15 protein-coding genes are annotated in these 15,116 nt (G+C 57.4%); 1 reads left to right on the top strand and 14 read right to left on the bottom strand.

All coding sequences use genetic code 11. The features are described from left to right. Window positions 1–49 precede the first annotated feature (49 nt). Window positions 50–937 (top strand): helix-turn-helix domain-containing protein, encoded by an 888-nt coding sequence (locus KQX66_RS29690; protein WP_253957518.1) that lies wholly within the window; start codon window positions 50–52, stop codon window positions 935–937. A 25-nt stretch (window positions 938–962) separates the two neighbouring features. Here the strand turns inward: KQX66_RS29690 and KQX66_RS29685 are convergent, their stop codons facing one another. From KQX66_RS29685 to hrcA, 14 genes are all read right to left on the bottom strand, one after another. Further along, entirely contained in the window at window positions 963–1,565 is a 603-nt protein-coding gene (locus KQX66_RS29685; RefSeq protein ID WP_216796714.1) for a nitroreductase family protein, read from the bottom strand. A 149-nt stretch (window positions 1,566–1,714) separates the two neighbouring features. Further along, window positions 1,715–3,085, bottom strand: a complete 1,371-nt coding sequence (locus KQX66_RS29680) for a class I SAM-dependent rRNA methyltransferase (protein WP_216796712.1) — start codon at window positions 3,083–3,085, stop codon at window positions 1,715–1,717. A 67-nt stretch (window positions 3,086–3,152) separates the two neighbouring features. Further along, entirely contained in the window at window positions 3,153–3,584 is a 432-nt protein-coding gene (locus tag KQX66_RS29675) for an NUDIX hydrolase (protein WP_216796710.1), read from the bottom strand. Window positions 3,585–3,720: 136 nt separating this feature from the next. After that, window positions 3,721–5,127: a tRNA (N(6)-L-threonylcarbamoyladenosine(37)-C(2))-methylthiotransferase MtaB gene (mtaB, locus tag KQX66_RS29670; protein WP_216796708.1), complete on the bottom strand. Its 1,407-nt coding sequence runs from the start codon at window positions 5,125–5,127 to the stop codon at window positions 3,721–3,723. Beyond that, window positions 5,128–5,904 (bottom strand): 16S rRNA (uracil(1498)-N(3))-methyltransferase, encoded by a 777-nt coding sequence (locus KQX66_RS29665; RefSeq protein WP_216796701.1) that lies wholly within the window; start codon window positions 5,902–5,904, stop codon window positions 5,128–5,130. It abuts the gene before it with no gap. A gap of 133 nt (window positions 5,905–6,037) precedes the next feature. Then, window positions 6,038–6,724, bottom strand: coding sequence for a site-2 protease family protein (locus KQX66_RS29660; protein ID WP_216796699.1), 687 nt, complete (start codon window positions 6,722–6,724; stop codon window positions 6,038–6,040). A gap of 10 nt (window positions 6,725–6,734) precedes the next feature. Next, window positions 6,735–7,715: a 50S ribosomal protein L11 methyltransferase gene (prmA, locus tag KQX66_RS29655; protein ID WP_216796697.1), complete on the bottom strand. Its 981-nt coding sequence runs from the start codon at window positions 7,713–7,715 to the stop codon at window positions 6,735–6,737. Between the two features lie 167 nt (window positions 7,716–7,882). Further along, window positions 7,883–8,278 carry a hypothetical protein gene (locus tag KQX66_RS29650; RefSeq protein ID WP_054976864.1) on the bottom strand — a complete coding sequence of 132 codons (396 nt, stop codon included), beginning with the start codon at window positions 8,276–8,278 and terminating at the stop codon, window positions 7,883–7,885. 18 nt (window positions 8,279–8,296) lie between these two features. Beyond that, window positions 8,297–8,455: a YfhD family protein gene (locus KQX66_RS29645; RefSeq protein ID WP_010495626.1), complete on the bottom strand. Its 159-nt coding sequence runs from the start codon at window positions 8,453–8,455 to the stop codon at window positions 8,297–8,299. A 136-nt stretch (window positions 8,456–8,591) separates the two neighbouring features. Next, window positions 8,592–9,707: a molecular chaperone DnaJ gene (gene dnaJ / locus KQX66_RS29640; protein WP_063184783.1), complete on the bottom strand. Its 1,116-nt coding sequence runs from the start codon at window positions 9,705–9,707 to the stop codon at window positions 8,592–8,594. Between the two features lie 82 nt (window positions 9,708–9,789). Next, window positions 9,790–11,637: a molecular chaperone DnaK gene (gene dnaK / locus KQX66_RS29635; RefSeq protein ID WP_216796695.1), complete on the bottom strand. Its 1,848-nt coding sequence runs from the start codon at window positions 11,635–11,637 to the stop codon at window positions 9,790–9,792. 69 nt (window positions 11,638–11,706) lie between these two features. Continuing rightward, window positions 11,707–12,315, bottom strand: coding sequence for a nucleotide exchange factor GrpE (gene grpE, locus KQX66_RS29630; RefSeq protein ID WP_216796689.1), 609 nt, complete (start codon window positions 12,313–12,315; stop codon window positions 11,707–11,709). Window positions 12,316–12,413: 98 nt separating this feature from the next. After that, window positions 12,414–13,952, bottom strand: coding sequence for a TCP-1/cpn60 chaperonin family protein (locus KQX66_RS29625; RefSeq protein WP_216796687.1), 1,539 nt, complete (start codon window positions 13,950–13,952; stop codon window positions 12,414–12,416). Beyond that, window positions 13,949–14,980, bottom strand: coding sequence for a heat-inducible transcriptional repressor HrcA (gene hrcA / locus KQX66_RS29620; RefSeq protein ID WP_216796685.1), 1,032 nt, complete (start codon window positions 14,978–14,980; stop codon window positions 13,949–13,951). Before hrcA ends, KQX66_RS29625 begins: the two co-directional genes overlap by 4 nt. Between the last annotated feature and the right edge of the window lie 136 nt (window positions 14,981–15,116).

The raw sequence follows: 15,116 nt of genomic DNA, 5'->3' as shown, positions 1-15,116 counted from the left end.
AAGCCAAGGTATGATGGAGGTAAGAATAAAGCGGGAGACGAAGGACCGGATGAGCTATCAACGAACGCGCTTAAAACAGACGATTGTCATCGACAACATCATCACGATGTACTATTTCGAATTTGCCAAAAACTACATCTTCCCCGGCGAACGGCACGATTTCTGGGAATTGGTTTATGTCGACAAGGGCGAAGTGGAGGTGACGGCGGGTACGACACGGCACCGGCTTCGTCAAGGGATGGTCGTATTTCATGAGCCCGACGAATTTCACAGCTTTTACGCCTGTGAAGGCACCGCTCCGAACATTATCGTCCTGACGTTCGACTGTCGGTCTGAAGCGATGAAGCGGTTTGCGCGGCAAATTGTCCACTTGGAGGATACGGAGCGGAATCTTCTGGCGGAGATCGTCAAGGAGGGAAAGCATGCGTTCGAATTCCCGTTTCGGTACCCGCTCAAGCGGCGGCAGGACGCGCCTGTCGGAAGCGAGCAGCTGATCCAGCTGTATTTGCAGACGTTCATGATCCGCCTTCTGCGCAGGCTAGGACATGCGGAGACGAGCAAGCCGCTTTCATTTACGGCAAGGGAGAAGGACAACGAAGCGTTGGCCCGTAGGGTTATCGGTTACTTGGAGGACCATGTGGAAGGAAACGTATCGCTCGGGGAAATCAGCGAGGCGCTGCATGTGGCCAAAACCCGGCTGAAAGAACAATTCAAGCGCCAGACCGGATTGTCCGTCATGTCTTATTACAATCAATTAAAGATCGGCCGGGCCAAATCGCTGATTCGGGAGAAGACGTATAACTTCTCCGAAATTGCCGCGATGCTGGGCTTCAGCGGGCCGCATTATTTTTCCAAAGCGTTCAAAAAATCGGCCGGCATGAGCCCTTCCGAATACGCCCGGTCCGTTCAAGCCCGAAGTCAGACGGATTCGGAATAGCCCCTTCGGCAGCATGGGAAGCAGATCACAGCTTGCTGTCGGCCTCGCCGGTCATCCATACCGTTTTGTCCGCGGCCGGACGGCGTTTGCCTTCGGATGGCGTCGTCTCCGGAATGCCGACGTACACCAGTCCTACGATCGCATCGGCTTCGCCGAGACCGAATGCCTGCTTCATCCGCGGATGATAAGCCGGCTCCCCGGTCCGCCAGATCGTCCCGAGTCCGAGCGCATGCGCCATCAGCAGCATATTTTGCACGGCGGCGTGCGCTGCGGCAAACTCCTCAATGCGGCTGACCCCTTTCGCTGTGGACGGGGATACGGCAATAGCGATCACCACCGGCGCACGGAACGCTTTGGCCGCCTGCTTCGCCCGCAGCTCCTCCAGCTCTTGTCCGGACACGCCTTCGGCCCCTTCTGCCGCAATATCTGCATACGCATCAGCCAACGCCTGTCGGCCTCCGCCGGTCATCACATAAAAGCGCCATGGCTCGGTCGCATGATGGCTGGGCGCCCAGTTGCCCGCTTCCAGCAGCTGCTCGATCACTTCCCGCGCGATCGGATCGCTCTTGACACGCCCTACGCTTCTCCGGCCGCGAATCGCCTCGGTTAACGACATGTTCGAATTCATCAAATCTGCACCTCCGAAATCATCTTATGAAGAAGCTACCGCAAGGATCATAATACAACGGCCTCCCCGCCGTCAAATCTATCCCCAAGGAATCAAAAAGCCTTAGTGCGGCTGTTAACCGAACTAAGGCTTGTTTCTTGCTGATTCTGTTATCGCTTGCTGCGAACCTCAAAAATAGCGAACTTCAAATAGTTGCCTTCGTCCACCCCGAGAATGCGGGGATGGTCCTTGCCGGCATTGCGGAATTCGATCAGACGCAGCGTTTTTCCCGCATCGTGGGCAGCCGCATGGATCGTTTCGAGGAACAGCTCCGGCTTCATATGGTAGGAGCAGCTCGCCGTCACCAAGTACCCGCCTTCGTTTACCAGCTTCATGCCGTGCAGGTTAATATCCTTGTAGCCGCGGCAAGCGCCTTCGACCGCGCTCCGCGATTTGGCGAAGGCCGGCGGGTCCAAAATGACCACGCCCCACGTTCTGCCTTTCGCGGCAAGAGGCACCGACGTATCGACCTTCTGCTCGCCCGCTTTTCCACGCTCCTGCCGCAGATCCAAGCCGCGGGCCTGCGCGCGCAGGTAATCGAACGCGTCGGCGACGACGAACTCGACCCGATCGCTGAAGCCATTCAGCTCCACGTTCCGCTTGGCCGTTTCGACGGCATGCTCGGAAATGTCGAGGCACGTTACTTTTTTGGCGCCGAATTGGCACGCATGAAGCGTAAAGCTGCCGGTATGCGAGAAGCATTCCAGCACCGTCGCGCCGTCCCAATAAGGAAACGTCACTTCGCTGCCGTTCCGGTTGACCGGCACACGCTTTACCGTCCCGTCGTCCAACACCCGCTCTTGCAGCTCAATGCCGCTCCGTTTGCCCCAGCCCTTCATGAGCGGTTCCAAAGCGGCCCGGTTTTCCCGCTGGTCAAAAAAATAACCAGTCTTCTGCCCCTGCGCAATATCCACTTCCAGAACGATCCCGTTCTCGCGGATCGTGACATGCTGCGGGCATTCGCCGTACAGTACACCGGTCCGCTGCTCCAGGCCTTCGAGCTGCCGCACGGAGACGTCGCTGCGCTCGTAAATGCCGGCTGGCCGCATCACCTCGACCAACGCAGAGAGGACCGACTCCCGCACCCGCTCCATGCCGAGCGTTAAAATCTGTACCACCAGCACGTCCTCAAACTTGTCCACGATCAGTCCCGGAAGGAAATCCGACTCGCCGTAAACGAGCCGATACGACCCGGCGTTCGGTAAAAATCGTTCCCGGTGCTCTTTGCACTCTTGCATCCGGCGGACAAAGTAGGCGTGCGTCATTTCTTCCATCGGTTCGTAGGAAACAATCCGCACGGTCAATTGCGAAGCCGGATTATAATACCCGGTCGCCAAATATTGACCGGCGTGCGTATGTACGGATACGAGCCCTCCCGGCGGCGCTTCGCCCTCCATGCGTTCGATTTCCGAGCGGTACACCCACGGATGGCCTTCTTCCAACCGTTTTTTTCTTTTTTTCTGCAATACGACAACAGCCATGGCCGAAGTCCTCCCAATGTTTAGTACGACGAGGTGCCGCTGAGCCCCCGTGTCAGGTCAAATCCGGTCATTGTCCGTTCACTTCATAGCCCAGCGCATTCAGCGCCTTTTGCAAAACCGAATCATTGTTCCCGTATCCGGAATGCGTTTGCTGATGCCATGCCTCCAGAGGATGAAGCCATTCGACGCCGCGGATTTCCTCGATCTGCGCTTGCAAGGTGCCACCGGTCGCTTCCACCAGAAAATAGTGGACCTCTTTGTCGATGACCCCGCCGTTCATGGCGAATTGGTACGTGATCGTCTCCAGCGGACGCACGATGGTTCCCGTAATTCCCGTTTCTTCGAGAATTTCACGCAGCGCCGTTTGCTCTATCGTTTCCCCGGCTTCCATCTTGCCTTTCGGCAGCGTAATTTTGCCGTACCGGTCCTGGATCATTTGCACCTGCACGTCGTTTCCGATTTTGCGAAACACCACGCCACCTGCCGAAATTTCCTTCATCGACATCACCCTTTCCTATTGGAAATCGAAAGGACTTCACCCGGCGGACGCAGGCGGTCTTACCGGCGGCTTGAATCACGGATGCCGCAGGAAGACGCGCCTGCCTATCGTCGAATGAAATCCTTCGTTTTTCAGCTTATACGATCGCTTTAGCCGCTTGTCCCGGAATCGTCTCGGCCGAAGCTCCCGTGCCCGTCGCTCTGGACGGCAGGTGCACGGCTCCCGCTTCGGGGGCGCGGACCAGCTGGCCGCGGCACTCGTTGACTCCGGCTTCGGTGACCTTCACCCGGCACACTTGGCCGATCCAGTCCTCGCTGCCTTCGAACACGAGCTGCAGGTAGTTGTCCGAATAGCCCATGAGCAGGCCGCTTCCCGGCTGACCTTTGTAGTCCCGCTCCGGAATGACCTCCAGCACTTGGCCGACAAACGTCTCCGCGTAGCTGAGCTGCATCCTTTCGGACAAATCGATCAGCTCGTGTACGCGGGCGTTTTTGATTTCCTCGTCAATCTGATCCTCCATCCGCGCAGCCGGCGTACCGGTCCGCTTGGAGTACGGAAAGACGTGCATTTCCGAAAATTTCATCTGTTCCATAAACTGGTATCCGCGGCGGAACATCTCGTCCGTTTCCCCCGGGAAACCGACGATCACGTCCGTCGTAATCGCGACGCCCGGCATAATCCGGTGGATGTGCTCGATCTTGCGGGCAAATTGCTCCGTCGTATATTTCCGGCGCATCCGCTTAAGCACTTCGTCGTCTCCGGCTTGCAGCGGAATGTGCAGATGACGGCACATTTTGTCCGAGGCTTGCAGCACCTCAAGCACCTCGTCGGTAATTTGGCTCGCCTCGATCGAACTGATGCGAATCCGCTTCAGGCCGTCGACCTTGTCCAGATCCCACAGTAGCTTGGCGAGGCTGTAATCCTCCATATCCTCCCCGTAGCCACCGGTATGAATCCCCGTCAGCACGATCTCCTGATAACCGGCGTCGACGAGCATGCGGGCTTGATTCAGCACGCTTTGCGGCTCGCGGCTGCGCATGAGGCCGCGCGACCACGGTATAATACAGAAGGTACAGAAGTTGTTACAGCCCTCCTGAATTTTCAGGAAAGCGCGCGTACGATCCGAAAAGTCCGGCACGTCCAGCTCTTCGAACGCGCGTGTTTTCATAATATTGCGCACCGCGTTGATCGGCTGACGCTCCTGCTCCAGCTGTTTCACGTAAGGCATGATTTTGTCTCGGTCCTGCGTTCCGATGACCAGATCGACGCCCGGAATCGCCATGATTTCGGCCGGCGACGTTTGCGCGTAGCAGCCGGTCACCGCGACGATCGCCTCCGGGTTTCTGCGAATGGCGCGCCGAATCATCTGGCGGCTTTTTTTGTCCCCCGTGTTGGTCACCGTACAGGTATTGACGACATAGACATCGGCTGTCGACTCGAAATCAACCTGCTCGTAGCCCTCCTGTTTAAACAGCTGCCAGATCGCTTCCGTATCGTAGAAGTTGACTTTGCATCCGAGCGTATGAAAAGCGACGGTTGCCATTTATTGTTCTCCCCCCATCTCTCCGGATTCGTATAAAATGCATGTGAGTCCGACCATGGCGGCCGTCTCCGTCCGTAAAATTCGTTTGCCCAAGCCGACCGCCACGCAGCCAGCCGCCTCCGCCTCCGAAACTTCCCGCTCGCTGAACCCGCCCTCGGGTCCTACGATAAGCATCAGCTTGACGCGGCTTCCGTCGGTCCGGTCGCTTCTCTTGGTTACCGCTTCCCGTATCGCCCGGCGAAGCTGCTGCGCGTCCTGCTTCTCATAGCAGATCCAGGCGGCGTCCGCCTCCGAAGCCGTTCGCAGCAGCTCCTTCCAGGAGAGCACGGATTCGACCGCCGGAACGCGGTTGCGGTGCGCCTGCTCGGCCGCTTCTTTGGCAATTTTCTGCCAGCGTTCGAGCCGCTTGCCTTCCTTTTTGCCGTCCAATTGAACGACCGTACGCTCCGAAACGAACGGCAAAAAGCGGACCGCACCGATTTCCGTCCCTTTCTGGATGACAAGCTCCATCTTGTCCCCTTTGGGCAGGCTTTGAGCGATCCATACGTCAACCGCCGCTTCGTTCTCCATCGGCAGACGGTCCACAATATCCGCCGTCACCTGCCGGTCCTCCAAAGAACGAATGCGTACAAGCGCCTCCCGGCTTACGCCGTCGCTCACAATGCACGTATCTCCCGGCTTCGCCCGCATCACGCGAATCAAATGATGCGCATCGTCCCCGGTTATCGTAACCACAGCATCCGTAAATTCGTCCGGATGAATGAAATATCGCTGCATTCCGTTTCCTTCGCTTCCACAAAAATAGGTAGACCGCTTATACGAGACGTAGAAACGGTCATCCTTCATCATACACTTTTTTCGTTCCAAACGCCAGTTTCCGAAGAAAATTAACCAATATTACCGGAAACGATCACACCCGGACGCCTACTCCGAATATCAGCTTCGCCACGGAATCGAACGCTTCAAATATAGGACCCTGCAGCGCAAAGATCGGCCCCAGCGTAACCTTCCGGATCGGCGGGATGAAGAACATCAGCAAAATCGCGTAAAACAGCCACTGCTCGTAAGGTTTGATCTTCATCATGATGCGGCGCGGCAGCAAATCCTCTACAATGCGGTAGCCGTCCAGCGGAGGGAATGGAATCAAGTTAAGGATGAACAAGAAAATATTCATCAGGACCATCCGGGTGAAAAACAGCTGAATCGCCAAGCTTACCCCTTGCGACGTTCCGGTTAACGCGCCCATACGGATCAGCGCATAGAACAGGATTAAGCTTACGAAAGCAAGCACCAAGTTGCTGAGCGGCCCGGCTAACGAGACGATAATGCCCATCAGCCGGGGCTTTTTGAAATGGCTGCGGTTGACCAGAACCGGCTTCGCCCATCCGATGCCGACGACCAGAAAAAAGATCATTCCCAGCAGATCGAGGTGCACGCGCGGATTCAGCGTGAGCCGCCCCATCGACCGCGGTGTCGGATCGCCGAACCGGTCGGCAAAATAGGCGTGCGCGAATTCATGCACGGTAAAGCCGATCAACAGCACAAGGAAAACAAATGGCATTTCCTCCAACGGGTAGGCGAAAAAGTTCCAATCCATGTCGGCTCACCTACGGCTTTCTAGCGACGAGCACAACCCAATCCTGCTCCTCGGTTTGCTCGATCAATTCGAAGCCCGCCGCGGTCAACGCTTCTTCCACCGCCTGCTGCTTGCTCTTAATAACGCCGGATACGATATAGCGTCCGCCCGACTCCAGAACCTCGTACACGTCCTGTACGAACAGCAGTATAATTTCGGCCAAAATGTTCGCCACAACGACCTGCACGGGCAGCTTGACACCAAGCGCGCCGCTTCCGGCCGCTTCCGCTTTATGCTCATTCAGCACCTGCAGCAGGTCGCTCAGCTTAACGGTGATCTGCTGATCCAGCCCGTTCAGATGCACGTTCTCCGTCGCGCTGGATACGGCGACCGGATCGAGGTCAAGCGCCAGCACATGCTTCGCGCCCAACTTGGCGGCCGCAATGGCCAATATGCCCGAGCCCGTGCCGACGTCAATCACGTCTTCGCCGCCTTGGACAACCCTCTCCAGGGTGCGCAAGCAAAGGGACGTCGTCGCATGCGTGCCCGTGCCGAAGGCCATTCCGGGGTCCAGCTCCAGAATCAGCTCGTCCGCTTCCGGCGTATAGTCTTCCCAGGTCGGTTTAATCGTGAGCCGGTCCGTTACGCGCAGCGGCTTGAAGTACTGCTTCCACGCGTTCGCCCAATCTTCGTCGTCCACGTCCTTCAATTCGTAGACGGGATTGCCGGTATCGATATCGTATTCCGCAAGCTGATCGACGGAACGCTTAAGTTCTTCCAGAATCGAATCCATGTCGGTTCCTTCGGCGAAGTAGCCTTTAATGACGGCCCGACCTTCCGGAATATCGTTCAGCGGGAGCTCATACCATTGTCCGAGCGATGTATCTCTCTTCTTGTTGAGCGTCCCGGACTCCTCGATCGATACGCCACCTGCTCCAAACTCGTGTATAAAATTCGAAATCATCTCGATTGCTTCTTCTGTCGTATGTACCGTTAATTCATGCCAACGCACCGGGTATTCCCTCCCATATTTTGCTTATGCAAGCACACGTAAGTCCTAGTATACAACAATTACGGGCGCGGGTAAAACGGCACGTCCGCATGCAAAAAACGGTTCCCCGCATGTCGGACATGCAAAGAACCGTTATCACCGGCTGCGAATACCCGCTGTGCCGGGCTTCAGATGTTGCCGCCCGCCTCGCGGATAACCCGCAGCGCTTGGTCGTAGGTCGCTTCATCCAGGACGACCGTCAGCAGAATGTCCCGGCGCGTCATGTCCTCCGGGTCCGGTGCCAGCAGCTCTCTGCTGCCGTCGGCCATGCCGCTGGCATCCACATCGACGGCGGTCAATATCCGCGCATCCTGACTCATACCGGACCCGCCGAGCGTTAAATAGGCCAATCCCGGAAAATCGCTGTTGCTTAAAGGATTGAACGTTTCCTCCACGCCATGCCCCGGATACTCCCCGAATTGATCGATTTGAATATCGGCGGCACGCAAGGCTTTCAGCTTCGGCACGCAGCTCTCCGCTTGCTGCCGGGATTGGAAATAAGCCAAGATGCTTTTTTCAGCCATGTGAATTACCCCGCTTCCCTACGCTTGCCCTTGTTGTCTCTCATCGGCATCCGCCGCACGCTCCCGCGCCGCAACGTCCGCTTGGTCCGCCAATTCGGAAGTAAATTCGACGTCTTCGTTTGTAGCGATGGGCAGCTGCCGATTCGCTTGATTGGCCTGACGTTCATTTTCGCTCATGTCAGTTTTCCTCCTTCACGTAGTCTATACGGTTTAAATAACCACCTCCTGTATTGTCCGCCAATGGGATGGAAAATATGCAAAAAAGCACCGCAGCGAAAAATCGCCGCCGTGCTTTCGTATGCTTCTGATCCGCTTAATCGCCTAAAAATGCCTTTTTCATCCGCTCGAAAATCGATTGATTTTGCTCGTGCGTATGCTCGCCGCTGAGCCGCGCGAATTCGCGCAGCAGCTCCCGCTGCTCGTCGTTCATGTTGGTCGGCGTAACGACAACCACCTTCACGTGCTGGTCGCCTTGACCGTACCCGCGAAGCCGCGGAACGCCTTTTCCTTTCAGGCGGAAATACGTATCCGTCTGCGTGCCGGCCGGAATTTTCAGCTTCACCTTCTCCGTCAGCGTCGGAATTTCGATTTCGTCCCCAAGGGCCGCTTGCGCGAACGTCAGAGGCACTTCGCAGTAAATGTCGTCGCCTTCGCGCTCGAAAAATTCGTGCGATTTGACGCGAATCACGACGTACAGGTCTCCCGGAGGACCCCCCCGCGTCCCGGCTTCGCCTTCTCCCGTCACGCGAAGCTGCGCCCCATCATCCACGCCTGCCGGAATGTTCAGGCTGATCGTGCGCTGCTTCTTGACTTTCCCCGAGCCATGGCACGTTCCGCATTTGTCTTTGATAATTCTTCCCTGTCCTTGACAAGCGGAGCACACCCGGCGGTTGACGATTCGACCGAAGGCCGTATTTTGCACGACCTCCTGCTGCCCGGACCCGTGACAGACGCCGCACGTTTCAGGCTTCGTTCCCGGCTTCGCGCCGCTGCCTTGACACGTATCGCACGTTTCCGTGCGTGGAATGTGGATGTCGGTCTTTTTGCCGAATACCGCTTCCTTGAATTCAATGGTCAGCGTATATTGCAGGTCGCCGCCCCGCTGCGGTGCGTTCGGATTGCGGCGCTGGCCGCCGCCGAAGAACATATCGAAAATATCGCCAAAGCCGCCGAAGTCGGCACCGTTAAAGCCGCCGCCCATCCCTTGATTCGGGTCGACATGACCGAAGCGGTCGTACTGCGCTTTCTTCTGATCGTCGCTCAGGACGTCGTACGCTTCCTTCGCTTCTTTGAACTTGGACTCGGCATCGTCCGCCTTGTTCACGTCCGGGTGGTATTGGCGGGCGAGCTTGCGGTAAGCTTTCTTGATATCCTCTTGGGAAGCGTCCTTGCCTACTCCAAGCACTTCATAGTAATCGCGTTTACTCATCGTTCCACTCCCACTCCCCGGGCGACAAACGGAAAGTCAAAGCCGAATGCCGGCTTTGACTTCCTGCTAACCGCAAGGGTTATTACTTCTTGTTCTCGTCGACCACTTCGTAATCCGCGTCTACCACGTTGTCTTTGCCTTTGGCTGCGCCTTGCGCGCCTTCGGTATCTGCGCCGCCGGCCGCTTGAGCCTGCTGCGCCGCTTGCTCATACAGCTTCGTGGAAAGCTGCTGAACGACTTGCGTCAGCTCCTCGGTCGCTGCTTTGATCTCGTCAAGGTTGTTGCCTTCAAGCGCTTTTTTCACTTTGTCTTTCGCCGCATTCGCTTTGTCGATTTCAGCCTGGTCGACTTTATCGCCCAGATCTTTAATCGTCTTGTCAACGGAATAGACGAGCTGATCCGCTTGGTTGCGGGCTTCAACAAGATCCTTGCGCTTGCGGTCTTCGTCGGCATGCGATTCCGCGTCTTTCATCATGCGGTCGATTTCCTCTTCGGACAAACCGCTGGAAGACGTGATCGTAATTTTTTGGCTTTTGCCGGTGCCTTTATCCAATGCGCTGACATTAACGATACCGTTGGCATCGATGTCGAACGTAACTTCGATTTGCGGCACGCCGCGGGGCGCGAGCGGAATATCGCCCAAGATGAAGCGGCCCAGCGTTTTGTTGTCGGCCGCCATCGCGCGCTCCCCTTGCAGAACGTGGATTTCCACGCTCGGCTGGTTGTCCGCATAAGTGGAGAACACCTGCGATTTCGTCGTCGGAATCGTCGTGTTGCGGTCGATCATTTTCGTAAATACGCCGCCTGCGGTTTCGATCCCCAAGGACAGCGGAGTCACGTCGAGCAATACGACGTCTTTAACGTCGCCTGTGAGTACGCCCGCTTGCACGGCAGCGCCGAGCGCGACGACTTCGTCCGGGTTAACGCCTTTATGCGGCTCTTTGCCCGTCAGCCGTTTAACGGCTTCTTGAACGGCCGGAATCCGCGTGGAACCGCCGACCAATACGATTTTGTCGATTTGGTTCGCGCTAAGGCCCGCATCGCTCAGAGCTTGACGGGTCGGCCCCATCGTTCTTTCCACCAGCTCGGCGGAAAGCTCTTCGAATTTGGCGCGGGTCAGGTTCATCTCCAAGTGCTGTGGCACGCCGTCCACAACCGTAATAAACGGCAGGGAGATCGTCGTCGTCAGAACGCCGGACAGCTCTTTTTTCGCTTTTTCGGCTGCATCTTTCAGACGTTGAACCGCCGCTTTGTCTTTGCTCAAATCGATGCCTTGCTCTTTTTTGAACTCGGCCACGAGGTGATCGATGATGACTTGGTCGAAATCGTCGCCGCCCAAACGGTTGTCCCCGCTGGTCGCTTTAACTTCGAAGAAGCCGTCGCCAAGCTCCAGAATGGACACGTCGAACGTACCGCCGCCAAGGTCGTATACGAGAATCGTTTGGTCTTCGCTTTTCTCCAGCCCGTATGCCAGAGCCGCTGCCGTCGGCTCGTTAACGATCCGCAGCACTTCGAGTCCCGCAATTTTGCCTGCGTCCTTCGTCGCTTGACGTTGGCTGTCGTTGAAGTAGGCCGGAACGGTAATAACGGCTTGCGTGACCGATTGGCCAAGATAAGCTTCCGCATCGGCTTTCAGCTTCTGCAAAATGATCGCCGAAATTTCTTGCGGCGTGTACTCTTTGCCGTCAATTACTTCTTTGTGGTTCGTCCCCATATGACGCTTGATGGAGATGATCGTACGGTCAGGGTTCGTAATGGCTTGGCGTTTCGCCGTTTCGCCGACGACGCGCTCGCCGTCTTTCTTGAAGCCTACGACGGAAGGCGTCGTACGGTTGCCTTCCGGGTTCGGGATAACGACGGCCTCGCCGCCCTCCATGACGGCTACGCAGGAGTTCGTTGTCCCAAGGTCGATACCGATTACTTTACTCATGAGGGTTAGCCTCCTTAATTTCGCTGTGCATTGTATGGGTATACGCTAATCGCGTTCATAATTTATGCTTTATGAGCTCACTTTGACCATGGCTGGTCGGATGACTTTATCTTTCAGCAGGTAGCCCGCTTGCACTTCTTCCACGACGATGCCTTCCTCGTACTCATCGGATTCCACCTGCATGATGGCTTGATGGTGCTCGGGATTGAAAGGTTGACCGACCGCTTCCATCTTTTGCAAGCCTTCACTCGTCAGTACTTGCTCCAGCTGGCGGAAAATCATATCGATCCCTTTCGCCAAGGCTTCGTAATCGCTGCTGCCCTTGCTGGCGGCAAGCGCCCGGTCGAAGTTGTCGACCACCGGAAGCAGCTGCTCAATCAGCTTGAACGAAGCGTATTTAGCAAATTCTTCTTTTTCCTTTTGCGTGCGGCGTCTGAAGTTGTCAAAATCGGCCTGCGCCCTCAAAAAACGCTGGTGATTTTCCTCCGCTTGTTTTTTGAGTTCTTCCACTTCCGGATTGACTGCCTCCCGAGCCTCCGATTGGCCGGTTGCCTGTTCCGTGTCGGCAGCGCCTTCGGCCGATGCTCCGGCGTCATATGTAGCTCCGGCTTCTTGCTCGTTGGTTTCGACGTCCGTCTCCGGGCGTCCGTTTGCTTGCTCTTTTTGTTCCGCGTTCAATTGTGTCACCTCCTTAACCGAATCGGCCCTGCGGCCTCTCTATCTCTACTTATTGTAACCATCCCTTGCGGCCGGGAAACGCCCGGCATGCTTGAGCCCTACTCTTCCGTGCGTGGGCGCATCTTAATGACCGTGTGGATGCGAAGCACCGCGCACGCTACCTCGCCGGCAGCCTGCAGCGCATGCAGCTTCACCTCCGCCGGGTCGACGACGCCGGCGGCCATCATATCCGCGACGCTTCCGGTATCGCAGTCGATGCCGAGCGCATCGTTGCCGGAAGCGATCTGCGCCGCCTTCACCTCTTCGACCTTCTCGAGAGGGTTATAGCCCGCGTTCACGACGATTTGGGCCAGCGGCTTGCGCAGCGCCTGAGCGACGGCAGCAACGCCGAAGCCTTCCATGCCCTGCACCGTCTCGCGGTGCCGGTCGAGCTCGTGGGCGACGGCCATCTCGGCCGCCCCGCCTCCGGGCAGGCAGCCGCCGCGCAGCGCGGCCTGCACGCTTGAAGCCGCGTCGCGGGCGATGCGCAGCCGCTCGCCGACGACCTCGCTCGTGCTGGCGCCCACGACGATGGATACTTGCGTGCGGCCTTTGCCTTCGGCCATCCGCACGCTTTCCAGCCGCTCGTCGTAAGCGACGTGCCCGGCGAACCCGAGATAGCCCGCCAGCTCCGAGGCGGGCTTGCGCAGTCCGCTGCGGCGGATCGGCCGCGCGCCGGTGTATTCGGCGATGCGGCGCAGCTCCGCACGCGGCAGGCGCTGCAGCACCATGATCCCATGGTCGGTGCAGAACTGCTCCGCCTCGGGATCGACGCCCCGCTCGGAGGCCACGAAGCCGACGCGCAGCTCGACGAGCTTCTCCAAGAGGGCGCGGAACTGCTCCCGCAGCTGCGTCTGCTTGTGGAAGCCCGCATCGGTCATGAGCGCTTCCTCATCGACCGTCTCCGGCTCGAACGCATCCTGGAACAGCAGCACCTGCGCCGTATCCGGCGGAAAATCAAGCTGCGCATTGGCCGGCTTTTTGTTAATCAACAGGCCCGGCCACACTTCATTCGCCGCTTTTCCGTGCGACATCACGACGTCGGAAAAGCGGAAATGCGGCTCCCGCAGCTTCGCCGGCCCCAGACGCTTCGCCCCTTCGACGATCAGCTTGGCGAGGTCGGCATGCTCCCGCCCCGCAATGTACGCGATCCGGTACAGCAGCGGATCGCTCATTCCTTCCAGCGGGCGCGCCCGGCGGGCCAGCGACTCCAGCGCCGCGGCCACGCCGTCCTGCACCCCGCGGACGACCTTCGCCACCGGTACGCCCCGCGTGACCTGGGCCACGCCTTCGGCGACCAATGCGCCCGCCAGCACGGTGGCCGTCGTCGTACCGTCCCCGACCTGATGCTGCTGGGAACGGGCGACTTGAATGAGCAGTCTTGCGGCGGGATGGGTGACGTCCATCTTCTCCAAAATGGTCACGCCGTCATTCGTAATGACGACTTCCCCCTGCGTCCCGACCAGCATCGTATCGAGCCCTTTCGGTCCGAGAGTCCCTTCCACCGCCGAGCAAATGGCGCGGATCGCATTCGCGTTGTTCCGCAGCGTTGCAAACGCCTCTTCGCCTTCCTGGCCTGTCGGCTTGATTTGGCTCATTTGTACCAACGCCCCATCAGCTGATTCAAATCTTTCGTCAAATGATCAAGCAGCTTGATGACTTTACCGTAATCCATCCGTGTCGGTCCGAGGATGCCGATCGTCCCGAGCAGCTGCCCGTCCAGCGAATACGAAGCGGTGATCAGACTGCAATCGTTCACGGCTTCCAGCTTGTTCTCGCTGCCGATCCGCACCTGTATCCCGTCCGTTTCGCCGGTTCCGTCAAACAGCTGCACCAGCTTCGGTCCTTCGGCGAGTAGGTCCAGGATGCTTTTCACCTTATCGACATCCTTGAACTCGGGCTGCGTCAGCATGTTCGTCGTGCCGCCAAGGAATATCCGTTCTTCCTCTCCGCGGTCCATCACATGATCCAGCATGAGCAGCAGCTCTTCGTAACCGGAGACGTAGCTGCTCAGCTCCGAGGCGATCTCCGTGTACAGCTTCGACTTGAAATGAAGCAGCGGCACGTTTTTGAGCCGGGCATTGAGCACGTTGACGAACTTCTCGATCTCCGACATCGGAACGCCTTCGGGAATCGTGACAGTCTTGTTCTCCACCTGTCCGGTGTTGGTCACGATGATCGCGACAGCCGTCCGCTCGTTAAGCGGAACGATCTGCAAGTGCTTCATCGTCGTGCCCAGCATCTCCGGTCCCATGACGATGGACGTATAATTCGTCAGCTGGGACAAAATTTGCGCCACATGCTGGATGGTACGTTCCATCTCCTGCATTTTTTCGGCAAAAAACTGCTTGAGCATGTCGACATCCTGAACAGGAAGCTGGTTATAATGCATCAGATGATCGACATAATATCGGTAGCCCTTGTGGGAAGGAATCCGGCCGGCCGACGTGTGCGGCTGCTCCAGAAAGCCCATCTCCTCCAGGTCGGACATTTCGTTGCGGATGGTGGCGGGGCTGAATCCCACGTTGCCGCGCTTGGATATGCTGCGGGAGCCGACCGGCTCTGCAGAACGGATGTAATCATCGACTATGGCGCTTAAAATATGACGTTGACGTTCGGTTAGCACACCATGTCCCCCTTACTTTTTTTCGCCTGAATGGAGGGTTGACTGCGTGAAAGAACTGCAGCCTCCGGCCTCTGTTGAACTCGGGTTCCAATTGAACTTACCTGTCGGTAAGAACCTGAATTCAAAGGCGGCACGT

The sequence above is a fragment of the Paenibacillus oleatilyticus genome (assembly GCF_018998565.1).
GTDB lineage: Bacteria > Bacillota > Bacilli > Paenibacillales > NBRC-103111 > Paenibacillus_G > Paenibacillus_G oleatilyticus.
Note: the sequence above shows the minus strand (reverse complement) of the source record. Positions and strands in the feature narration are given on the sequence as shown.